15 protein-coding genes and 2 pseudogenes are annotated in these 21,660 nt (G+C 60.7%); 6 read left to right on the forward strand and 11 right to left on the reverse strand.

Annotated features, from left to right (window positions below):
- Nucleotides 1-32: 32 nt before the first annotated feature.
- From mgtA to ACZ5MJ_RS32840, 3 genes are all read right to left on the reverse strand, one after another.
- Entirely contained in the window at nucleotides 33-2,579 is a 2,547-nt protein-coding gene (gene mgtA / locus ACZ5MJ_RS32830) for a magnesium-translocating P-type ATPase (protein WP_464226970.1), read from the reverse strand.
- Between the two features lie 589 nt (nucleotides 2,580-3,168).
- On the reverse strand, nucleotides 3,169-3,405 hold the full coding sequence (locus tag ACZ5MJ_RS32835) for a hypothetical protein (protein ID WP_464227052.1): 237 nt from the start codon (nucleotides 3,403-3,405) through the stop codon (nucleotides 3,169-3,171).
- 142 nt (nucleotides 3,406-3,547) lie between these two features.
- Nucleotides 3,548-4,066: a hypothetical protein gene (locus ACZ5MJ_RS32840; protein WP_464226971.1), complete on the reverse strand. Its 519-nt coding sequence runs from the start codon at nucleotides 4,064-4,066 to the stop codon at nucleotides 3,548-3,550.
- A gap of 346 nt (nucleotides 4,067-4,412) precedes the next feature.
- On the opposite strand from ACZ5MJ_RS32840, the pseudogene ACZ5MJ_RS32845 reads away from it, so the two are divergent.
- A pseudogene (locus ACZ5MJ_RS32845) lies at nucleotides 4,413-4,982 on the forward strand (SagB/ThcOx family dehydrogenase); the annotation flags it as partial.
- A 500-nt stretch (nucleotides 4,983-5,482) separates the two neighbouring features.
- The gene (locus tag ACZ5MJ_RS32850) at nucleotides 5,483-5,935 is read left to right on the forward strand and encodes a hypothetical protein (RefSeq protein ID WP_464226972.1); all 453 of its coding nucleotides are present in this window, start codon (nucleotides 5,483-5,485) and stop codon (nucleotides 5,933-5,935) included.
- Between the two features lie 1,545 nt (nucleotides 5,936-7,480).
- On the opposite strand, the gene ACZ5MJ_RS32855 is transcribed toward ACZ5MJ_RS32850, so the two are convergent.
- Nucleotides 7,481-7,624, reverse strand: coding sequence for a hypothetical protein (locus ACZ5MJ_RS32855; protein ID WP_464226974.1), 144 nt, complete (start codon nucleotides 7,622-7,624; stop codon nucleotides 7,481-7,483).
- Between the two features lie 919 nt (nucleotides 7,625-8,543).
- On the opposite strand from ACZ5MJ_RS32855, the gene ACZ5MJ_RS32860 reads away from it, so the two are divergent.
- A complete protein-coding gene (locus ACZ5MJ_RS32860) occupies nucleotides 8,544-9,431 on the forward strand; it encodes a hypothetical protein (protein ID WP_464226975.1) in 888 nt (295 codons plus the stop codon).
- A 289-nt stretch (nucleotides 9,432-9,720) separates the two neighbouring features.
- On the opposite strand, the gene ACZ5MJ_RS32865 is transcribed toward ACZ5MJ_RS32860, so the two are convergent.
- The 5 genes from ACZ5MJ_RS32865 to ACZ5MJ_RS32885 are packed head-to-tail and all read right to left on the reverse strand — an operon-like array spanning nucleotide 9,721 to nucleotide 12,318.
- Nucleotides 9,721-9,927 carry a hypothetical protein gene (locus ACZ5MJ_RS32865; protein WP_464226976.1) on the reverse strand — a complete coding sequence of 69 codons (207 nt, stop codon included), beginning with the start codon at nucleotides 9,925-9,927 and terminating at the stop codon, nucleotides 9,721-9,723.
- A gap of 16 nt (nucleotides 9,928-9,943) precedes the next feature.
- Entirely contained in the window at nucleotides 9,944-10,237 is a 294-nt protein-coding gene (locus ACZ5MJ_RS32870; RefSeq protein ID WP_464226977.1) for a hypothetical protein, read from the reverse strand.
- 11 nt (nucleotides 10,238-10,248) lie between these two features.
- Nucleotides 10,249-10,485 (reverse strand): hypothetical protein, encoded by a 237-nt coding sequence (locus ACZ5MJ_RS32875; RefSeq protein ID WP_464226978.1) that lies wholly within the window; start codon nucleotides 10,483-10,485, stop codon nucleotides 10,249-10,251.
- Nucleotides 10,486-10,502: 17 nt separating this feature from the next.
- Complete coding sequence (locus ACZ5MJ_RS32880) at nucleotides 10,503-10,991, reverse strand: hypothetical protein (RefSeq protein ID WP_464226979.1); 489 nt, start codon at nucleotides 10,989-10,991, stop codon at nucleotides 10,503-10,505.
- On the reverse strand, nucleotides 10,978-12,318 hold the full coding sequence (locus ACZ5MJ_RS32885) for a DUF723 domain-containing protein (RefSeq protein ID WP_464226980.1): 1,341 nt from the start codon (nucleotides 12,316-12,318) through the stop codon (nucleotides 10,978-10,980). Before ACZ5MJ_RS32885 ends, ACZ5MJ_RS32880 begins: the two co-directional genes overlap by 14 nt.
- Nucleotides 12,319-12,505: 187 nt before the next feature.
- Here ACZ5MJ_RS32885 and ACZ5MJ_RS32890 point away from each other — a divergent pair.
- Nucleotides 12,506-12,659, forward strand: a pseudogene (locus ACZ5MJ_RS32890) (tyrosine-type recombinase/integrase); the annotation flags it as partial.
- Between the two features lie 922 nt (nucleotides 12,660-13,581).
- On the forward strand, nucleotides 13,582-13,866 hold the full coding sequence (locus tag ACZ5MJ_RS32895; RefSeq protein WP_078201668.1) for a hypothetical protein: 285 nt from the start codon (nucleotides 13,582-13,584) through the stop codon (nucleotides 13,864-13,866).
- Between the two features lie 317 nt (nucleotides 13,867-14,183).
- Here ACZ5MJ_RS32895 and ACZ5MJ_RS32900 read toward each other — a convergent pair whose 3' ends face one another.
- Both ACZ5MJ_RS32900 and ACZ5MJ_RS32905 read right to left on the reverse strand, forming a co-directional pair.
- Nucleotides 14,184-17,273, reverse strand: a complete 3,090-nt coding sequence (locus ACZ5MJ_RS32900; RefSeq protein WP_464226981.1) for an acetoacetate--CoA ligase — start codon at nucleotides 17,271-17,273, stop codon at nucleotides 14,184-14,186.
- Between the two features lie 492 nt (nucleotides 17,274-17,765).
- On the reverse strand, nucleotides 17,766-19,457 hold the full coding sequence (locus ACZ5MJ_RS32905) for a site-specific integrase (protein ID WP_206363466.1): 1,692 nt from the start codon (nucleotides 19,455-19,457) through the stop codon (nucleotides 17,766-17,768).
- A 784-nt stretch (nucleotides 19,458-20,241) separates the two neighbouring features.
- Between ACZ5MJ_RS32905 and ACZ5MJ_RS32910 the strand changes: the two genes are divergently transcribed.
- Nucleotides 20,242-21,657: a carbohydrate porin gene (locus ACZ5MJ_RS32910; protein ID WP_464226982.1), complete on the forward strand. Its 1,416-nt coding sequence runs from the start codon at nucleotides 20,242-20,244 to the stop codon at nucleotides 21,655-21,657.
- Nucleotides 21,658-21,660 lie beyond the last annotated feature (3 nt).

A 21,660-nucleotide genomic window follows, 5' to 3' on the forward strand; every position in this document is an offset into this window, starting at 1 on the left:
GCGTAGCTGGGATAAGAATTCACCCTTCTGCGTCACTCTGCTGCAAAGCGACGGAAGAACCATTGTTTCATGCCTTCCACCGCCAACAGATAGAAGAACAGCATGGCAGCGAGGATGAGAAAGAAGAATGCCGGCGGCGCGACGAAACCGAGATGCACGCCAGCAGAGGTGAACGGCAGCAGCACGGCCACCGCCACCACCGCCAGTGAACAGGCGATGAGCCACGGATTCGGGTAGCTCCTGAAAGGATTCCTACGGGTGCGGATGATGAAGATATCCAGCACCTGCGTGGCCATGGACTCAATGAACCAGCCGGTATGGAAGAGCCTCTCGCCGGCATGAAAGACCGTCAGCATAATGTAGAAGGTGAGGAAGTCGAAGATCGAGCTTACCGGGCCGATAATCAGCATGAAATTGCGGATGAAATTCATGTCCCAGTGGCGGGGATGGCTCAAGTAATCATCATCTACCCGGTCCAGCGGAATGGGCAGTTCGGAAACGTCGTAGAGGAGATTGTTGAGCAGGATCTGCACCGGCAGCATCGGGAGGAAGGACAGAACCAGCGAGGCGCCGGCCATGCTGAACATGTTGCCGAAATTGGAGCTGGTTCCCATCATGATGTATTTCATGATATTGCCGAAGGTGCGCCGTCCTTCCTGGACGCCGGCATGGAGGACTACCAGGTCGCGTTCCAGCAGGATCATGTCTGCCGCCGCTTTCGCCACGTCCACGGCACTGTCCACTGAAATGCCCACATCGGCGGAATGGAGCGACGGTGCATCATTGATCCCGTCGCCGAGATACCCGACCACATGACCGCGCTGTTTCAGCGCCAGGATGACCCGGTTTTTCTGGGTAGGCGCCACACGGCAGAAGAGGTTCACTTGCTCCACCCGCGCTGCGAGTGCCAGGTCATCCATTTGCTGGATCTGCGCACCGGTAAGCACACCCGCTACCGGGAGCCCAAGTCGGGCGAAGACATGCTGCGTGACCAATTCATTATCGCCGGTGATGATCTTGACCGCGACCCCATCGGCGGCGAGCTCCGCCAGGGCCGCCTTGGCGCTCTCCTTGGGGGGATCGAGGAAGGCAGCGAAGCCGGCAAAAACCAGTTCCGTTTCATCACCCACCACGGCATGGGGGTGGTCCATCCCCACCTGCCGTGAAGCGATGCCCAGCACCCGGAAGCCGTCTTTACTGAGACCTTCGAATTGCCCGTTGATCCTTTTGAGCGCCGCTTCATTCAGGGGCCGCAGGCCGGCCTCTCCGTTCAACCCGTAGCTGACCGACAGACGCAGGATATCCTCGGGCGCTCCCTTGACCACAAGCAGTCGGGTCGTCCCGTTGTCAAGGAGGACCGACACCCGGCGGCGCTCGAAGTCGAACGGCACTTCATCGATCTTGCGCCAGCCGCTCACGTCGATTTCCGTGTGCTCCAGGATGGCGTCATCCAGGGGGCTTCTTAGTCCTGTTTCAAAAAAGCTGTTGAAGTAGGCCAGTTCCAGGACCCGCTGACTTTCCCGGCCCAGGGGGTCCAGGTGGCGCTCCAGGTGGATACGTGCCTCGGTCAGCGTGCCGGTCTTGTCGGTACAGAATACGTCCATGCTGCCCAGATTGTGGATCGAGGCGAGCCTTTTGACGATCACCTTGCTGGCTGCCATGCGTAGTGCGCCTCGCGACAGCGTCACGGACACCACCATGGGCAGGAGTTCAGGCGTCAGGCCGACGGCCAGGGCCACGGCAAACAGGAACGATTCGAGCCATGGGCGGTGAAAGAAGGCGTTGACGAGAAGGACGAACAGGACGAGGAGGATCGTCATGCGCATGATGAGGTTCCCGAAGCGGTGGGTCCCCTGCTCGAAGGCGGTGGGCGGGGCCGTGACCCGCAGAGTGTCGGCGATCTCACCAAGCGCCGTATTCTGCCCGGTGCGGCACATCAGCACCCTGGCCGTGCCGCTGATCACCGATGTCCCCAACAGCACGGTATTGCTGGCCGAGAGGATCTCTGTCTCTCGCGGCAGTTCACCGGGGGTCTTTTCCACCGGATATGGTTCGCCCGTAAGGAGGGCCTGGTTGACGAAGAAGTCCTTTGCCTCCAGCACCCTGCCGTCGCAGGGAATCAGGTCGCCGGCGGTAAGGAGCGCCACATCGCCGGGCACCAACTCCGCAATCGGTATCTCAAGAGGCTTGCCGTCCCGCAGCACCTGCCCCCGTACTGCCACCGACTGGCGCAGTCGATCCGCCGCCTGACCAGCCCGGTATTCCTGGACGAAATCGAGGGACACGCTGATGATGACGATGGTACCGATAATGAAGAAGCTGACGGTGTCGCCAGTGAAAGCCGAAAGGACGCTGGCAGTAAGGAGAATGATGACCAAGGGATTGCGGAACTTGGTCAGAAATTGAAGGATCAGCGCTCTTTTTCGCTCTCCATGGATCAGGTTTGGGCCGAACTGTGCCAGGCGCGAAGCCGCCACAGCGCTGCTCAGTCCGTCAGGGCTTGTGGCCACCTGTTCCAAGAGCGCCGAGACAGGGAGCTGCCAGAATGCGGAATCCGTTTTGACGGCGGGTGTAGGCATGTTGGATTCCTCCGGCGAACTTGCATAGCGGTACCAGCCTAACGGGCGTGTCCATGGTCAATGAAGTTGCTCCACACCCAGTACCTGGTCGTGCCCTGTCACGGCGAAGCGTCAACGACATGCGCGGGCCAGGACAGGCCATTCGCCCAGAAAGCAGCAGCAGTGCCGCACACCGGGTGAGAAGGCTTGAATGCAAAGCGCTGCTCCACCCGATCAATCATCGTCTTGGTCGAGTTCACCTCGTTCGTTCAATTGGCCAGCGTCCTCGACATCGACGATGATTCCTGCCTGGAGGTCAATCAGACAATTTGTTGAGTAGGCGTAGAAAGCGTGGCTGCCGACCGGCCGCCGCTGCGGAGTCATTAATCCCCATCTTTTCTCTGAGCGGTTGTCTAATGGCCTAGAACGTTGAGCTTCCCTCTGCTTTTCGCCTTCCAGAGGTCGCCGGTTACGTGTTTGGGCTCTGCCAGATCGAAACGCGATGGACTCCAACGATGACATCCCGACGCATCTTCGTCTCCATGGAGAACAACCATTCCGATATTGCAATTCCGATACCGCACCGGCAAAAGCGGGTTGGTGCGACAAATCAATCATCCACACCCAGAATCACATCCACCGCTGCCCTGCCTGCAAGTTCCGCGATGAGATGCGCCCAGCGTCGGCTAAACGGTCCTCCGTGGACTTTCACTCGCTTGCCAATCGCAGCGACCCCAGGCGTCTTCATCGGACCTTCAATCTGAAACCAGGCGTCGAACATATCTTCGGACGTGTTCACAAGGCCAACACGGATTTCGAATCCTCGGTATTCAGTAAGCCAATCCATGGCCGAGTCGAGATCATTCACTTTTCGGTTCCCCCCCAGAACTATGTTCCTCGGCTTTCGGCATAGCAAAAACACACGACACCTGTGAATTCGCTACAGTGGACATCGACTCGGAGCTGCGTAAGGCTCACCTCACCAACGCTCATTGCCATCTGAAGTTCGGAAGCAAGTCATTGTGCTCGTCGACGTTGACCCCACCCAGTTCCTGAATGGTACGCTTCATGAGGTCCTTGGACTTCGAATCGCAGCTGACGACCATCAGCATTTTTCCAGGTGTGAGTGGTAGCCTTTTACTCGCCAGACCGAAGCGCCGGATCCTGGCGCCAACCAGCCCGCCAATCCACCAGCCAATCATGCCGCCAAACATGAGGCCACCCACGAAGGCGACAACGCTTGCAGCCGGGCCGGCGGAAGCCCCGTACGCGAGCATCACTGGCACTGCCGCGATAGCACCCACAACAAAGCCGCCGATCGCTGTTTCTTCACGATACGTGGTCTGGCTAAGTTCCGTCCTCGGCAGCCCTTCAACGGGCCGATTGTCGCCCTGGACGAACCACGGTCCTCCGACGAGTTCAGACCTGTTGAACAGCTCGCCGAGCCGCGCCTGTGCCAGTTTTGCGGTGGCCACATCATTCAACGTGAAATATAGAAAAGTACGCATAGCGTTACCTCACTCCGGCCTGGCCGTTACTTCCCTCGATTCGTCGAAACCATGCAAGGATCTCGGAACGGGGCCCGACTCTCTGGAATTGCGCCGAGTGCAGGTCGGGCCACCCCTCATTGACGGCGCGATCCCAGTCGACACCTGGCATAACTGATGAGGGGCGCGTCGAGTGGGTGTCAAGCGTGCACCAAGTATCGAACATGTCCTCGGAAGTGCTTGCTAAGCCGACCTCGAGTTCGAACCCACGATACTCGGTAACGCGATGTATGCTATCTCCCAATGCCCCAAGATGAGCATAGCGCGTGGTAGCGGGGTGCGGCGGGCATTCTTGGACTGAAGTAGCATGGGCCGATTATTGCAGGCGTTGCTTGAATATCACGAACGCAGCAAGCACCGTGTCAACAGCTATGCCCCAGGTCCCCGAGGACTCGACTGGGCAACGCAGCCAGACCCGTTCCGGGTGTTTCACGGCGCACCGCGGATTGCTCTGCCGCTCGCAGCGGACACCCTGGCCGCACGCTACAACGAACTGCGCTCCGGCACGCTTCCGCCCGCGCAGAGATTCAGTCTTCGTACCCTGGCAATCCTTTTCGAACTCTCACTCGGCCTGTCCGCATGGAAATCCTATGGCGCTCAGCGGTGGGCACTGCGCTGCAACCCTTCGAGTGGGAATCTGCATCCGACCGAGGGCTATCTGCTGTGTCCAGCGCTGCCTGGCTTGTCTGGCGGGGGCTACCATTACCTGAGCCGCGACCACGTGCTTGAACATCGCGCTGCAGTGGATGATCCGCGTTGGAAGAACGGTGGCATCCTGGTCGGCCTCAGCTCGATCCACTGGCGCGAGGCTTGGAAATACGGAATGCGCGCCTGGCGCTACTGCCAGCATGACTGCGGGCATGCCATCGCCGCAGTAAGAAGGCCTTATGTGGACGCCTCCCGGATCGCAAGCCTGTTTTGCATGTTGGTTGTCAGGTAAGGCAGCACGCTTATGTCCGGCCCGTTTGCGCAGGCCGGTTGGCCTGCTGGCCCATATGGATTTCGCTGACGAGGGCCTCAGCTAACGCTTTTTCTGACTTTCCCCGTGGCGCGCCCGAACAACGTCCGCGACGGTGAGGGCAACCAGCCTTGAGTGCTGGCGGCCCACGGTATCACACGAGAAGGGGTAACAGATGTGCTCGGCTGGATAACGACCGGCCGGCAAGCCGTAAGTGGGAGCGTTAGTGTAGCCAATGAACTCGCCGCCAGGCGATTCCGAAAATAGAACCCTTTCCGAGGCGGCGGCTGTCGGCTAGGAGCGGTTGTTCGCCATCGGCGCCAAAATGGCTGACAATAGGAACAGGTTCACGGGCCCCGCACTCTGGGAAGCGCCACCTCTCAAGTGGCATTGACATTTGTCGGTCAGGGAATCAGCAAATGGAATGCTTTGAAGTCCCATATGAACCTAAGGTCTCGAGCATGTTCGCGGTCGCAGTCGCTATGGGTGTGCGCGAATTCGTGATGATTTTTATAATAACTCACGACCACTCCGAATCGCTGGCAATCCGCGGTGTCGTGTGGTGCATCGCCGTACTCGGTGCCTTTCCTTTGATCGTTGCTGTAGCATCGCTCGTGGTGACGTGCCTTGTACATCGGACATTAAAGCTGACTACTGTCGAAATCTCTGCCCCAAAGACTGGTTTTGCACTAAAAAACACAGTTGTTCCGCTTCTCGACGTCAAGAAAGTAGCCCTTCGTTCAACCGCAGCCCGTCGTTATCTGGACATATATCACAGCGCCGGCAGACTAGATATTGCGGAGTGCTGGCTGCAAAATTTCGAAGCGTTTGAGAGAGTTCTTGCAGCCGTAAGCGGACTGACGGGGCGCTAACACAATTCATTTGAGCGAAGTCGCGACACTGTCCGGCGAAATTCAGACGTTGAATGGGAGCTTTGGGAAACCGCGACTGGCTGGTTTGGGTTGGTCAGGGACAATTGCGGTTTCGCGGCGGGCGTCCGTCTGAGACCGGTTGAATCCGCAGCCAGTTGCTGTCCTTCACGTCTGTGCCGGCGCTGACCGCTTAATCCAATATGGGCAGTTGAGGCGCAAAGGCGCAAGCGACCGAAACCGGCCATAAGCAATTGGGCCGGATCAAGTGTTGCGGGCGATGCGGGCCATACCTCCGAGGTCTGCGCGCCTCCGGCGCTATGATCCGCCAGTACAAGTCCGTAGAATTTAGTACGCTTGGCGGTCCACCGCTACCACGCGCGGTCTACCGTCGACCTCCTCGATTCGCGGCAGCTTGCCGACCTCAATGCACTGCCTGACCGCGGCCAGTAGCCCGGCTGCGTCCCACCTGTTCTCCTCAAGCGCAACCAACGCGTCGCCGGTGATAGCAAAGCGCCCGCCGCAGACGGCGCAGCGGTAAATGCGGCTGCCGTGCGGGCGGTCGTGCTGGTCCCGCCAGCGCCGCGCGAGTGCTGCGCATAGCACGCAAGGGACGGCTTCAGTTGCGCTCATAATTTGACCCCGTTTCGCATTTTTTTGGTGATGAAACACAGCAGGCTGATATCCGGCCTGGTGCCCTGAGCCCAACGTCAGGACTGGCCGCGGCGAGGAGTCCTTCCTTGTCGTAGCGGACCTCATGGCAGGGTCGTCCCAGACGTTAGAGCGGGCAAGGTGGTTTGGTGCCATCGCGCCCAACGACTCGCCACAAGCCTAGGCGGGGTGTGTCACTATTCACGGTGCCCTTCCGCACGATTCGCTTTAAATGGCCGAGGGCTTTGTGGTGTTGGGCACAATTCAAAATTCGCGGCGCTACATGGCCGTGGATTCGCGATCCGCCCAAAACTATTTGTAGCCCTCGAGTTCCTCGGCCGAGGGCTTCTTTTTGGACAAGTCAGGTCAACGTGACGGCCCGCGGAAACCCGATAGGGGATCGACAGGCTCACCCCTAAGTCATCCTTATGGCTTATTCCACGCCGTAGACCCATTGTGCAATCATCCCGATACAGCCCGTCGATGGGGGACTGGGATTGTGAATAACGAGATCAGAGCTCTGACTGAGCTGCGAGGAATTTTGGCCTCGTGATAGCGAGTCTCCACATTCACAGCCAAGCAACGGCGGCGGGCTGTCCCCATTCTTTCACCGCAGGCATCTCGCGCTCGGTCTCTTGTTTAACAACGCCGGACCCGCCACGCCGCCTGCCAAAATTGCGCCCGGCAACCACGGGATTTCGCGAGACGGGATGGTGATATTACCCGCGGGGCATAGGCCGCCCGCACGTGAGCGACGATGATGATGCGGTGTGAGGCGATGCACAGCCGCCTGCAAAATCGGCATAGTTCTGCTTGTTCCAAGCCAGGTCTGATCGTTTGAGGGCATCGGAGTAACGCGTAAATCCCTCCGCAGTGCCGGCTTTGCGCCCCCAGCCTTCAGCCAGGCTCGGCCCAGTCATATGGCGCCCGGGCGCAAATGAATGGCACGCCATCATAGACTTGCCGCGAGACAACGGCGATGATCACAATGATGGCGCCGACGCCGAACGCTCGAACGGCAATGGAAAGGTACTGCGCCATGGCGAAACTACTGTACAAGCATGAGGTGATTGGCAGTGAGCCTACACGAGGCCGTCTCGCAACGGTGTAACGCCTTTGCAGGATTGACACACTCCGTTTCGCCGGGGCGGCGAGGTCGTGCGTTACGTGACACCGCATGGCGGTTCTGAGAAGAATGTCCCGGAAATCGATCGAAGCCTTACCGAGCGGCCACTACTGGGCCGTGCCCCACGCGCCCTTCCCACTGGACGGTGGCAGGCCATGATGAGGTGCTTCCCGGCGCCCATTGCATCAGGGACTGCAAGTGGGTCACCTTCTACAAGGACGGCGAAGAAGTTTGGGCGTGCAGTGCACTGTATGCAGCCGCCCATTTCGACTTTGTTCCCATTCCCCACCAACCGCTCGGCGACAGTTGATTGAGGGGGCGCCGGCCTACACCGGCCCTGGGTCACCTGCCCCTGCCCACAACGAAGTCCCAATAGCTTTTCCTGAGATCGGGCGTTATGTCAAAGACCTCTCAGCAGCATGTGCGCCGACCCGTGCCCGGACGCTGTATTTTTAGGCCGGTGAGCGCAATCCACGTTGCTGGTCACGCCGCACGCGAGACTGGTCGCCAAGCGGCACGGTCACCCCCGAGCGCGCGATAGCCGTGCCGGCCAGGTGCGGAAAAGCCGCGGTTGGCTGCATGAATGAGGCGACCACTTGACGCGCGCCGCGGGATGGGCGTTGAAGGAAAACGCGGTCGATCGTTTGTTGCGGGCAGTCAGCCGCCGATCCGGCCGCTCCCCCTCACTTCCCTCTCCCATTTGTCTCTTCCTGGACCACCTTGCATCCCACCGGAAAGTGGGATGCAGAGATCTCGACTCACCGCCGTAAAGATGAAACGTCCTCACAATTCCACTTGTAGACCTTGATTCTTACAGTCTAATTCTCCAGATATATGCCGCTCTTACAGAAAAATCGTCTTGATAGTGTGCAATCAATACTTGCACTTGGCCTGAAGGTTATGCTGACCTTCGGCGCACTCATTGTCTTCGTGTACTGTGCTACTGAAGGTATCCTCCCTGATGGATTCTCCTTCGGAGACACTTTCATTCTTGGTTGTAGCGTTCTAAGTTTCGGATTTGTAGCCGTAATCGGTACCGCCTATGGCGCCATTGCTACCTATTGGATCGTCTGGGCAATCCTCGTGGCAGGAAACGCCCTTCTGACGCGGCAAGGAAAAGCGAATGCCACGTTTATCGACGGTCTAGCTCCTGGATTCCTTAACGTGGTGGGTTCTTTCCTTTGCTTCGCCCTTTATGGCCTGGTCGCATTCACGATCGACGGCCCGAGCGATATGCGGCTTAGGGGAACGGTATTCTTCTTTATGACGTATGGCTTCCTTCTTCTCTGTTCCCTTGCAGTGGTGCCACCAAACGGGAAGCGTCTTGGGTGGCGCATGGGCGGGCTGCTAATCGTTGCCACGCTCTCTCTAGCTGCAAACGCTGCGAAGCCCGCTATTCTAAATTATTCGATGGGAATGATGGGGCTGCGCTCCTTCCCTGGCGATGCTTTAGTCGTTTCAGAGTCCGTACATCACAATATCCAAAGACTTTCGTCAGCATACGGGATCACGATACGAACCTGTGAACTGGATGGAAGTAAACAATGGGCAATTCAAGATGGACGAGCTGTATGGCATGGTGTTGGTTCGACATCCTATCTTCGCATCTTCGACCACTCCACCAACGGTGAAAAGAGCATTTTGATCCCGATCGACAGAAAGGACGTTATCGTGATTCGCCGAGACAAGTCCATATTCGACTGCAAAGCCAGACGTGCGTAACACCGCCAAGCTCTTTTGTCATCAGGGGCCGGCGGCGACGCCAAATCCACCGCGCGCTGCGACTAGCCACCCTCACGTCCGGGCGGGGATACCCGCCGGCTCGCGCTGCCGCACGCACTGGCGCACCAGCACTCCAGGTCCGCTTCGGGATTCTCTAGACTTCGGAAAGTCACCGCCATCGAACAAAACTCGCTGGCCCGCGGACTTGGACAAGGCCGTAGACGATGGGCTGCAAAAGTGTGGCCTTCAAAAGCAGCTCAATGGTCGTGGCACAGAACACGACAGCTGCCTAGTGATGTCCGTTTGCTTTAAGGCGCTTCGCTTCCTGAAGAGCCTCGACGGCAGGTCGCATAACCATTGGATTGGCTAGATTGTACGAACTCAGGCGATCTGCCGTGAACTCGCCAATCGCCTGGACGCGGTGCTCCGGATACAACTCGTCGCCGATGCGCTCGTACATTTCATCCATCGCCGCGTCGTTCTCGTCGTAGCTCATCACATTTCCTTGTCGATCACGTTGCAATGCAGCCGGCACGGCTCGCGCCTTGCCATGCTTCAGCTATCGCGTACTGCGTCGCCCCCGATGTGGGACTAGCGCCGGCCTCGGCCAGCAGCTTGGAGCGAAAGCGATCACACTCCGCGCGAGGGTCAAGCCTCGCGGCAAGCTTCTCAACCTGAGTCGGTGCTGGTGGCGGCGTCATATCCTGTGCAAATCGCTGATACGCGCCCCAAGCGGCAATTGCGCCGATCGCTATCGTCGCGACCATGAAGGCAACTCCGTAGGAAAGCCGTGTCTTCGATGCCATGCTCTTCCTGCTCAAATGATCTCAATCTGCGAGTTCGGCGCAATGTCGTCCGGGAACGTACCGATCTCGGGATAGTCGCGAAGGTCGACAATGATGTTGCCGCCCGTCCGCTTATCAGCGTCGGCGAACGTCAGCGTAGCGCCCTCGTGATTTACCTTGTACGTGCCAGGAAGAATGGGACGTCTGGTGCCGTCATTCGCGCGGCCCGAAAACGGCTCGCGTCGCACCCGAACAGTGTAGGCTGTCATGAGTCGCTCCTTTTCCGTTACCAGCCGGGGCTATTGCGAGCGACGCGCGAAGCGGTGCTCGGTTCGGAGAACTTGTAAGGTAGGCCTTGCCTGTCGAGATATGCCCGAATGTCCGGCCATTGCAAGTCGGAAAGCAGCGCCTCAAATACCCCAGGGGCGGCAGGCGAAGGCCCGCCCGCACCAATCATGTTCGACAGCGGATATGTGTTTGCGTCCTTCGTGAGCAGCTCCAGTGCAACGTACGTCATCTCTAGATCCTCTTCTTTTCCAATGCGTATCGTTAGAAACTCATCACGCCAATAATGCGGACACTCGACGCGGGAACACCTAGGCCCGCGCGAGACGGCCTTGCGGGCGCGTTGCTCGAGGGCATATCCCTTGGATGAGTCGGCCACGCGAGCTATGAATTCGACCTGGCCGGTCGTCTGGTTGCCATCCGTCGCTAGGGAATAGGTCGCCCGGACCGTCAGCCGTTCACTCATGACACCTTTTTCAGTGGTCATCATGGCATTTCCGCTTACGCTCGTCCACGAGCCGAGTGATCGTCTCATAGCTCCACAGATGGGTCGCCTCCGTCCGAAAGCCATCGATGTCCTGAGCAGTCAGCTCGAAGGTCTGTTTGATCAACATCTCCACTCCGAGAGCGTCTCGGCCGTGCGCAAATTCAGCGAATTGCAGCCTGGCGATGGTCCAGCCGGCCTCGGACAGATTCTTCCGATGGGCACGCAACCTAGTGTCCAGATCGCGCGTGATGCCATACCCGGCAAAGGCACTCTCATCACCGATGACGGCTAGCACATAGACTGTGGCTGGTTGATCGGGGTCGAACCCGTGGTCGGCGCAGCTTGGACACCCACAGCCCCGCATATGGCTGTTTGCGACTTGCTCAAAAGGGCCGTGTTTTGGGCAGATGATCGTCACGTACTCGTGGACGCCGGTGTAGCTCAGGAGGCCGTAGTCGTACCTGTCACCATGCGTGGCGCGCGCCCGATTCAGAAACTCGTCCTTGCTCATCCGCTGCTTGTCGCCGCGGGTGACGTAGCTGCACGCCGGACACTCGCCGCCCATGACGTGCACTCCGGCCCGCTGGCGGAATTCGCCATGGCCCGGGCAAGCGATGACGACCTCGGATTCCTTGTTTACATAATCAACTGCGCTGTAGTCGTACTTGTCGCCGTGTACCTTGCGGGCGTCGGCGACGAAGCCAGCTGTGCCTCGGCTGAAACGCTTGGACAAACGCTCGGCCCTACACGACCTACAGCCGCCACCTCCATTGGCGCGGAGGTGCGCGCTCGGGTAGATCTCAAAATCGCCGTGTTCCGGACAGGTCACGAGGAGCTTGCTGACAATACTGCGGTACACCGTGCGCTCGTATCCAAAGCGCTGCCCATGGATCGCACGGGCGCGCGCGACAAATGCATTTGTGTCCAATCGAGCCACGCCAGCGCACGCCGGGCAGCCAGCGCCGCGTTGATGGGCCGCAGGTGTTTGCTCAAACGGCCCGTGTTCAGGACAGACGATTACAACTTTGGTGTGTGTCGTGGCATATGCGACACGGCTGTAGTCGTACCGATCCCCATGCACCGACAGCGCTTTGGCAATGAAGGTCTCGGCCGTTCCGCGCTGGCGATTTGCGCCGTGCGTGATTGCACATTTTGGGCAACCGCTGCCGGACAGGTGCCTGCTCGGGGTCTGCTCAAACGTCCCATGTACCGAACATCGAATTGTGAGCGATGTCAATACGTTGACAAGTACGGCTTCAGAGTAGTCATACCGATCGCCATGGAGCGTTCGCGCCCGGTCGATGAACGACTGCAGCGTGTACGGTTGCACGCCGGCGCAAGCTCCGGGTCCTGCCAAGATACAGCCAATCCGCTATCATAAGCCTTGCGGTTATATTGAAAGAGAAAAACCGCTTTATTTCGATATAAGCAAGGAGAGTTTCTGACCGCCCCAATTGGCCCGAACACCAAGTTGCTAGGAAGCCGCGGCGTACTTTGCCAGGGAATCACAGCCCGGTACCCGCGCACGCGCGCTGGCGGTGGTGGCGAGCCTGTACCGCTACTGGTACGACACCGGCTACCTGCACGCCAACCCGGCTGCCGGTCTGTCCGCTGGCAGCCGCGCGCGCCGAGTTCGCGCCGACGCGGCTGATTCCGCCGGCTCTGCTGGCCGAGTGAGATGTGTGGCTCGAACCCGTCGCGGTAATTCGCGCACCAATCTGCCAACGACCGGTTGAATCCGCAGGCCCCTTCAGCCAGCCAGAAGCAGTTAGTGTACGGCAGGGATTGGCCGAACTCGGACCTCAAGGTCAGCGGGCCTGACCGCCCAGCGGGAGAGCTTGCTGGGGCCGTCGAGATGCCTTCTCGATCGCCATTTGATCACCGCGGACAGAATCCGTCGTGGAGAACCGTAGGTCGGTGCCGTGACAACGATGCGAACGATAAAGAAGATATCGACTGCGAGATGCCCGTGTTGAAAGAAGGGGGACAGCCCGCCGCCGTTGCTTAGCTGTGAATGTGGAGACTCGCCATCAAGAGGCCTCAATTCCTCGTAGCTCAGTCAGAGCTCTGATCTCGTTATTCACAATCCCGGATCGGCGGGCTGTGTCGGCATGGTTACACAATGGCATTAAGGCGTGGAATGAGCCATAAGGATGACATGGGGGTGAGCCTGTCGATCCCATAGCGGGTTTCCACGAGCCGTTCGCTTACTTGTCCAAAAAAGGGAAGCCCTCTGCGGAGGAACTCGAGGGCTACAAATAGTTTGGGCCAATCACGAATCCGCAGGCATGTCGCGCCGCGACATTTGAATTGTGCGCAACGCCGCAAAGCCTTTGGTCATCTGAAACCAATCGTGCGGAAGGGCACCATGCATAGCGACACGCCCCGCGTAGACTTGTGGCAAGCTGTTGGGGACTGCCACTAAGCCACCACCCTGCCGGCTCTAAATGTCCGGAACGATCCTGCCATGAGGTCCGCTACTACAAGGGCTGCCCGCCGCGGCTAGTCCTGACGGTGGGCTTAGGGCACCAGGCTCGGACATCAGCCTGGTGCTGTGATTTATCGCCAAAGAAGAGCGCAACGGGGTCAAATTATGAGCGCAACTGAAGCCGTCCCTTGCGTGCTATGCGCCGAACTCGCGCGGCGCTGGCGCGACCCGCATGACCGCCTGCGCGGCGGCCGGATTTACCGCTGCGCCGTCTGCGGCGGGCGCTTTGCCATCACCGGCGACGCCTTGGTTGCGCTTGAGGGGAACAGGTGGGACGTTGCTGGGCTACTGGCCACGGTCAGGCAGTGCATTGCGGTCGGCATGCTGCCGCGAATCGATGAGGTCGACGGTAAACCAAGCGTGGGAGCGGTGGGCAGCCAAGCGTCCTAAATTCTGCGGACTTGCACTGGCAGAACGTAGAGCCGCCGGCCAATGAAGTCATTGCGATTCCGTTCGTGTGTGTAGGCGCGGACACGCTGTCGCTCATCCGGGGAAAGCGTGTGGGCGAGCGCCGAACATACTGGCTCGACCATAGCGTCATTCAGTACCCACACATGCATGGCGCTTTGCGGCAACGAGAGGCGGCTCGGATCAGGCAGTAAGAGAGACGCAGTAGGTCCCGCATTCCGTGCGGTGAAAAAATCCTGCTGCATGCCATCCGATCCCCGCTCAAGCCTTGCGGCGCCTCTTGAAACACGCCCGCCGCGTCACGCGTTTGCCAACCCGTCGTCCACTACCGCCGCGACGACCTGCAGATTCGGTTCGAGGAGCATATCGATGTGGCTGCTGGGCACTTCGGCAATCGTCAGGCCGCCGCGCGCGACACGCCGCCACAGCGATATCGGGTCGCCGCGATGCTCCTGTCGAATCGCCGCGCGCACATAGGCAATCGGGCCCGCGTGATACGGCCGCGGCCGATAGGCTGTCATGGCGAGTCCCATCGTTTCACGCACGCGCCGAAGTGCAGGCGGCAACGATTCGGTGAAGGCGTCCGGCTGGGGCATCATCCGCGCGGATCTTATCCCTACGCGGCCCGCGGCCTTCCCGAGCATGTAGGTCTGGTAAGCGAACAACTGCGACGCCGGCACCGCGCGCAGCTTGCGCCACTGCCATCCCAGATACGTGCAGCAGTACCGCATCCAGGCACCCCATGGCAGGAAATGCTCGCCCACATAGGTATCGAGCAGGCACAGGAACTCGACGTGCTCGCCGGCGCGCGTCAGCTGCTGCGCCATTTCGAAGGCGACCAGGCCGCCGAACGAGTAGCCGGCCAGCGCGTATGGTCCGCGCGGCTGCACGGTGCGCATCTGTTCGATGTAGCTGGTCGCCATGTCTTCGACGCGCAGCTGTGTCGGCTCGCCGTCAAGGCCTTGTGCCTGCAGTCCATAGACCGGGCGCGAACTGCGCAGCGCGTAGACCATTCCCCAGCACTCCATCACCGAGCCGCTCGCGCCATGCACGATGAACAGCGGTGTCCCGGCGCCGGCGCGTACGGGCACGAGGATCGACGACTGCGGCGTTGCGGCCTCGTCGATCGCTGCGGCGAGGCGCGCGATTGTTGGCGCGAACAGCAGCGTCGCGAGTGGAATCGTGCGCCCGGTCGACCGATGCACATCAGCGAGCAACCGCGCCGCGAGCAACGAATGACCACCCAGCTCGAAGAAGTTGTCGTCGCGACCGATCGGCGCGAAGTCGAACAGTTTCTCCCACAGCCCCTGCAAATGACGTTCGAGTTCTTCGCGCGACTCGCCGGCGGGTGGCAATTCGCGCGCCGCCAGGTTCAGTGCCGGATGGTTCCGGATCGCGTCGAGACAGCCGGGATTGCGTAACGCCGCGGCATTGCCGACCGGCAGGCCGTTGACCGCATTGCGCGCGGCCGCTTCGGACAGCTTGCCGTTATGCGTGACCGGCAATTCATCGACGGCGATGATCCGGTCTGGCACGTGCGTCGGCGACGCGCGACGTGCGAGTTCGCGGCGCACTTGGGCGGCCAGCGCGCCGGTCAGCGCGACGCCATCCTGCAAGACCAGCAGCAGCACGATGTGCTGGTCGTACCTTTGCGCGTGCGTGCGCTCAGGCGGGGCGGTGGGCGAGCGCTGCTCGACCACCAGCGCCTCGCGAATGTCCGGGATATCGCGCAGCACACGATAGATTTCGCCGGGACCGATGTTGACGCCGCGAACATTGAGCACGCCATCGGAGCGCCCATGCAGCCGCGCAGAGCCTTCCGGCGAAAACTCGATGCGATCGCCGTGCGTCCAGACACCCGGGTTGCCGGTGAAATAGGCAGCGTGAAACCCCTTTCCCTCCGTGTCGCCAAAAAAGCCGAGCGGACGTGACGGAAACGGGTTCGCACAGACCAGCTCGCCGATTCCGCTGGTGCTGGCACCCTGTTCCCACGCCTGGACATCGAGCGCAAGGCTCTTGCATTGGGCTTCCCCCGCATAGACCGGCAGGTTCGGATTCCCCAACACAAAGCAGCCGAGAATGTCCGTGCCGCCAGAGATCGACTGCAGGGGCAGCGCCTTCACGTGATCGCGCACCCATTCGAACTGTGCGTCGAACAGCACCGCACCGGTCGACATCATCGCGCGCAGTGCGCCGAGATCGAACTGCTGCCCTGGCACCAGGCCCGCGTCCTCGCACATCTTCAGGTAAGCGGGACTTGTGCCGAACACGGTGACGCGCTCGTCGGCGACGAGGCGCCACAACGCATCGACCGCTGAGATCGGGCCGTCATAGGTCACGATCTCGACCCCGGACGCGAGCGCCGACAACTGCCAGTTCCACATCATCCACGCGCAGGTGGTGTGAAAGTACAACCGATCGCCGGGGCGCAGGTCGCAGTGCAGCCGATGCTCCTTCAGATGCTCGAGCAGGCTGCCGCCGGCGCCGTGCACGATGCACTTCGGCTTGCCGGTTGTGCCCGACGAGAACATGATGAAGAGCGGATGGTTGAACGGGAAGTGCCGCCACACGAAACTTCCGGCATCGCCGCTTTCGATCAGTTCGCCAAGCGAATAGACCGGCGGCCTGACGGTGTCCGGCAGAATTCTGTCGTCGAGCCGGACGATGCCCTGCAGCGACGGCAACGCAGCAGCCAGATCGGCGATATTGTCCGCCAGCGCCATGCCCTTGTCGAACGCCCGCTCCGCGGTGTGGGCGAACAGCAGTCGCGGCTCCAGCGGCGCGAAGCGGTCGAGGATCGTCTCGACGCTCATCTCGGCCGAGGCAGTCGAGAGCGTCGCACCGAGCGCGGTGACGGCCAGCGCGGCAACGACCGCCTCCGCGTCGTTGCGCATCACGCCAGCCACGCGGTCCCCTTCGCGCAGCCCCAACGCCGAAAGCGCATGCGCGAGACGAGCTACCCGATTGCGCAGTTCGCCGCGGGTCAGGCGGATACGCCGGCCATCTGCGTAACAGGCGGTCAGCGCGGGTGTGTCGGGCGTGGCTATCGCCAGGCCGAGCAGGTTGTCCGCGTAATTCAGCTGGACCTGCGGGAAGAAGCATGCATGCTCGCACTCGTCGCCGACGCAGACCGGCTCAGCGCTGCCGGACCATGCGAGCCCCGGCGACCACTGCAGGAAGCATTGCCAGAACGTCCGGTACTCCCGTACCGAGAAATTGTGCAGCGCATCGTTGTTATGGAAAAATTGGCCGGTGGATGCCTGCAGGGCCGCGGTAAATGCAGTCAGCTGCGACGCTGCGGCGCGCTCTGGCGTACTGTTGTAAATGGGAACGCGTCCCATGATCCCGTTTGGGCAGAACGACGCGTCTAACAGGCAAAAACGATCCATCCGATCCTCCACGGAGACCGGTACGCACGCTCGAAACAGCGGCTTGTTCTGATGATTCAGACTAGTGGCCCGCGATTTTTTGCTCTGTGCGTCATCGCACGAATTATTACAGGATATTACAAGGCCGCTGGCAACCACTGGCCAGCTGGCCCAAACATGTCTGGGGGCTTCAGGTATTTTCAAGTTCGTGAGCCCAGGCGGCTTCGCTGAAACAGCAAGGCGCGATCACCACGACACGCGAGTCACTATCAAATCGACACGTCCGGAAACTTCTTCCCGGAATTGTGTGAGCGAATCCACGAGATCCTGATACAGGCCACGGGCAGCAACTTTCGGTCGGCGGCGACGCGCGAGGGGCTACCTATAATGACCGGACCACGGACCTAAACAGCCAATCCGCTATCATAAGCCTTACGGTTATATTGAAAGAAATGAACTACTTCATTTCGATATAAGCAAGGATTCGCTGACCGCCCCAATTGGTCCAAGTCGCTAGGGCGCGGAGAACGCTGCCCCGATTTGGCATGCCCGTTTCACCTCGTCACTGTGCAGGTAGATCGAGGTGGTCGAGATGGACGCGTGCCGCAGATTGTCCCGCACCGTCGTCAATTCCGCGCCGCGGGCCAGCGCGTGGGTCGCATGGGTGTGCCGCAGCCAGTGCGGGCTGGCCTGCCGCAGCTTCTCGGCGGCAACCGGGTGGTCGGCCTGGATCAACTTCGCCGCTTGTACGAAGAACCGTCGCAACACGGCCCACAGTCGCGTGCCCGTGATGCCGCCGGCCGGGTCCTGGCCCAGGCCGCCGATCAACGGGGTATGCGGATCCCAGTGTGCCCGCGTGACGGGCAGGCTGCGCTCAACCAGATACCGGTCGAGCGTCACGCGCGCCAACGGCGGCAGCGCCACCTTGCCCGCCTTGGCCCCCTTGCCGACCAGGCAGAGCCAGTAGTCGCCATGGGCATCAATGTCAATGCCACCAAGGGTTGCGCTGACGAGTTCGCTGGCGCGCAGGCCGGTCGCATACGCGAAGTCGAGCACGAAGCGCAGGCGCTGGGCTGCCGGCGCCTCCCACCCATAGGACCACTCGAGTCCGTTGGCGAGCGTGCGCACCAGCATCCATTCGCCCTCGGTGAACACGTGCGACGTATCCAGCGGCGCAGCACGCGCGCTGCCGCGCACCTTGATGCCCGCGAACGGATTCGCCAGCACATAGCGTTGTTGGATCAGCCACCGGAACATGGCCCCGAGCACCGACAAGGCATAGGCCGTTGAACGCGGTGACAGGCCCTGCGCAAACGGGCGCCATTCGCTCGAGGTGCGTGGTCGAGGTGGCCCCACCCAACGCTTGTGCGGCGTCGGCCGACGCAGGAAACTGCGATAGGCAATCGCGTCCTCGGTGGTCAGCGACGACAGGGGACGCTCGCGCTCGACGATCGCCCACAGGATCAGCCGCTCCGCTTCCTTGCGATAGGCCCGCTGGGTGGCCGGCGACTCGTGCAACGCCAGCCAGGCCTGGACGGCCTCGTAGTCGTTCGACGCACCGAGGGTGCAGGTTTGCCGTGGGGCGCGGAAGGTGCCGGACGAGCCGTCGACCTCGTGGGGCAGGCATAGGTGCTCCCAGGGCACGATCCCCCCGTGGTCCGCCACGGCGATCAGCGCTCGCGCGCGCTCAGTCAGTTGCGGATGCTCGGCGAAGAAGGCTTCGATCCGTCGGGCGCTCGCCGGACCTAGGCCGGGCACCGCCGTCCACCAGCGACGCCGGCGCGGGATGCGCACCGTCAGGTCCGCCAGCGTCTCGATGCCGTGCGCGCGCAGCGCCTGCACGGCACGAGGCAGCAGCCACTGTCCGATGTCGTCGCCGACCTGCGGCTGCGGCGGGGGCAAGCGGCGCAGCAAGTCGACCGCTTGGTGGATGGCCTTAGCCCGCCCGACTCGCTCGGCCGCGCCGTGCACGAACAAAGCGGCGACGTCCTGGCGCTGCCGGCGGCGCGCGAACTCGGCCAACTGACGCCGGATGTGGCCGAGGATGCCGCGCGCGGACTGGCCGCTGGCCTTGCGCTCGCCCAGGTAGCGCACCACCGCGTCGCGGGCCGACAGCCCCTCGTACCAGGCGCGTAGCGCGGCCAGCGACGCCGCATCGGGGAAGTCAGGCGGCGCGGGATTGGTCTGGGGATTGGTTGGCAGCATTCTTGTCAAACGAAATAGATATTGAATACTGGCCTCCTGATCGGGAAGGCCTTTTTCAGTAACTTCGACACTATGCTGGCCATCGCGCGACAGAAAACCATGAAAGGTCGTGGTTTACGACAAAATTATTGAAATTTCTCCACACCACCTCAAGCTTCGCAAGCTCGCTCAGTACTTGGGCACAAGGCGACCTTCGGAGATCTGATGAGATCTGAAAGGGCATCACGGCCAAGGCACTCGAACTTGGCCAACCATCGGCTTGGTACATAGTGCCTTGTTCACTGTCGATGGCCTTCACGCCAGGGCTGTGTTCGCTGTTGAAGAAGCCAGCAGCGTCAAGTTCGCTGAACCACGCCACGTCCTTCAAAGCGTTGATGAGATACCCGCCTAAGACGCCGGGCATTGGCGACGCCGCAAATTACCCAACCTGAGGGTCAAATGCGGCGAATTTACAACTCTCGCGGCCGCCGAAGAAAACAGTTGCATGACTTGCATTGCGTTTGCTACGCTTCGCCCCGTCGTTACTACGGATTCATTTCCATGGACAGTTGTTCTAGTTGGCCCTTGGCCAAACTCTGAACGGCTAGGCAAGCCCAGGCGATTCCTCGCCACTGCCTAGCCGATACCGGCGGGTAGTGGCTTCTTGTGCGGGTTCTCCGCGCAAGCCATTCCCACTTAGCGTTGTTTGACCCAGGTAGCCACCGCTGGATGCGTTCGTGCGCGCCCGGCAGGCATTTGGCCGCCCATGCCTACACAAGCCATAGAAGCTTGTGAGGGAGAAATCATGCTGTTTACTCGCATTGCGCCTCACATCACATGGGGCTTGCGTCCGGGGCTCTTACCATCCAAGACGGTCCGCCAGGTCGTGGCGTTGTTGCTCGCCCTGGCGCTGGCACCCCTTGGCCAGTCGCACGCCCAAGAGGCAAACGGTGACGAAGCGACGTTGCCGTTCAATGGACAGGCCGACCGTTTCGCCTTCCATGGCCAGACCACCTATGTCTGGCAGCGCAAGCCCGCATTTTCCGCCGCTTACAGCGGCGACAACAGCCTGCGCGCCGAGCGCGAGAAGAGCTATTCGTTCACGGCTACGCTGGACCTCGGTGCGCGCCTGTGGAAAGGCGCCGAGTTCCATTTCAACCCCGAAGTCACCCAAGGGGTGCCGTTGTCGGGACTACATGGTCTGGGCGGCCTGACCAACGGGGAACTCGCCAAGGTCTCCAGCACCAACCCGACCGTCTACCGCGCACGCGCGTTCCTGCGCCAGACAATCGGCCTGGGCGGCGACACGGAAACGGTCGACGCCGACTTCAACCAGTTCGCGGATGTAGTCGACAAACGCCGCATCGTTGTCACGGCTGGCAATTTCCCGGTGCTGGACGTGTTCGATGCCGTGGAATACGCCCACGACCCCCGCACCCAGTTCATGAATTGGTCGTTCATGACCCACGGCTCCTTCGACTACCCAGCCGATGCACGCGGCTACAACTGGGGGCTGGCCATCGAGTACATCGGGGAACGCTGGGCGGTCCGCGCTGGGCGTTTCCTGCAGCCCATCGAATCCAATGGACTGCCGCTCGATACTCGTATGTTCGAGCATTACGGAGACATGGTGGAGCTGGAAAAGAGCTACACGGTGTACGGCCAGGAAGGCAAGGTGCGGCTGCTGGTCTGGCGCAACAAGGCCAGGATGGGGCGCTTCAGCGATGCCATTGCCCTGGCGCAAACGAGCGGTGACACCCCGGACGTAGGCCTGGTACGCCAAGAACACGCCAAGGTTGGTCTTGGCTTGAGCTTCGAGCAGAAAGCCGGCCGTGACCTGGGCCTGTTCGCCCGCCTGAACTGGTCCGATGACAAGACCGAGACCTACGCCTTTACGGAAATTGGTCACAGCGTTTCCGCAGGCGGTCTGCTGGCCGGCACAGCCTGGGGCCGTCCGAAGGACAAGTTAGGCATTGCTATGGCGCTCAATATGCTCGGCCCCAACCATCGGGCTTACCTGGCCGCCGGCGGCAGCGGGGCTTTCCTGGGGGATGGTGCGCTGAACTATGGTCATGAGCGGGTTTTCGAGGTGTTCTATAGCTTCCAGCCGTTCAAGGGCGTGATGCTGAGCCCCGATTTCCAGCTCATTCAGAACCCGGGCTACAACCGTGACCGGGGGCCAGCAAAATTCATCGGCATGCGTTTCCATGGGGAATTTTGAGAG

This window comes from Cupriavidus sp. LA-1, from assembly GCF_055385985.1.

Excerpts from the sequence above, each read along its gene's own strand:
- mgtA (WP_464226970.1), bottom strand. The coding sequence starts at position 2,579 with ATGCCTACACCCGCCGTCAAAACGGATTCCGCATTCTGGCAGCTCCCT.
- ACZ5MJ_RS32835 (WP_464227052.1), bottom strand. The coding sequence starts at position 3,405 with ATGGATTGGCTTACTGAATACCGAGGATTCGAAATCCGTGTTGGCCTT.
- ACZ5MJ_RS32840 (WP_464226971.1), bottom strand. The coding sequence starts at position 4,066 with ATGCGTACTTTTCTATATTTCACGTTGAATGATGTGGCCACCGCAAAA.
- ACZ5MJ_RS32850 (WP_464226972.1), top strand. The coding sequence starts at position 5,483 with ATGGAATGCTTTGAAGTCCCATATGAACCTAAGGTCTCGAGCATGTTC.
- ACZ5MJ_RS32855 (WP_464226974.1), bottom strand. The coding sequence starts at position 7,624 with ATGGCGCAGTACCTTTCCATTGCCGTTCGAGCGTTCGGCGTCGGCGCC.
- ACZ5MJ_RS32860 (WP_464226975.1), top strand. The coding sequence starts at position 8,544 with ATGCCGCTCTTACAGAAAAATCGTCTTGATAGTGTGCAATCAATACTT.
- ACZ5MJ_RS32865 (WP_464226976.1), bottom strand. The coding sequence starts at position 9,927 with ATGAGCTACGACGAGAACGACGCGGCGATGGATGAAATGTACGAGCGC.
- ACZ5MJ_RS32870 (WP_464226977.1), bottom strand. The coding sequence starts at position 10,237 with ATGGCATCGAAGACACGGCTTTCCTACGGAGTTGCCTTCATGGTCGCG.
- ACZ5MJ_RS32875 (WP_464226978.1), bottom strand. The coding sequence starts at position 10,485 with ATGACAGCCTACACTGTTCGGGTGCGACGCGAGCCGTTTTCGGGCCGC.
- ACZ5MJ_RS32880 (WP_464226979.1), bottom strand. The coding sequence starts at position 10,991 with ATGATGACCACTGAAAAAGGTGTCATGAGTGAACGGCTGACGGTCCGG.
- ACZ5MJ_RS32895 (WP_078201668.1), top strand. The coding sequence starts at position 13,582 with ATGAGCGCAACTGAAGCCGTCCCTTGCGTGCTATGCGCCGAACTCGCG.
- ACZ5MJ_RS32900 (WP_464226981.1), bottom strand. The coding sequence starts at position 17,273 with ATGGATCGTTTTTGCCTGTTAGACGCGTCGTTCTGCCCAAACGGGATC.
- ACZ5MJ_RS32905 (WP_206363466.1), bottom strand. The coding sequence starts at position 19,457 with ATGCTGCCAACCAATCCCCAGACCAATCCCGCGCCGCCTGACTTCCCC.
- ACZ5MJ_RS32910 (WP_464226982.1), top strand. The coding sequence starts at position 20,242 with ATGCTGTTTACTCGCATTGCGCCTCACATCACATGGGGCTTGCGTCCG.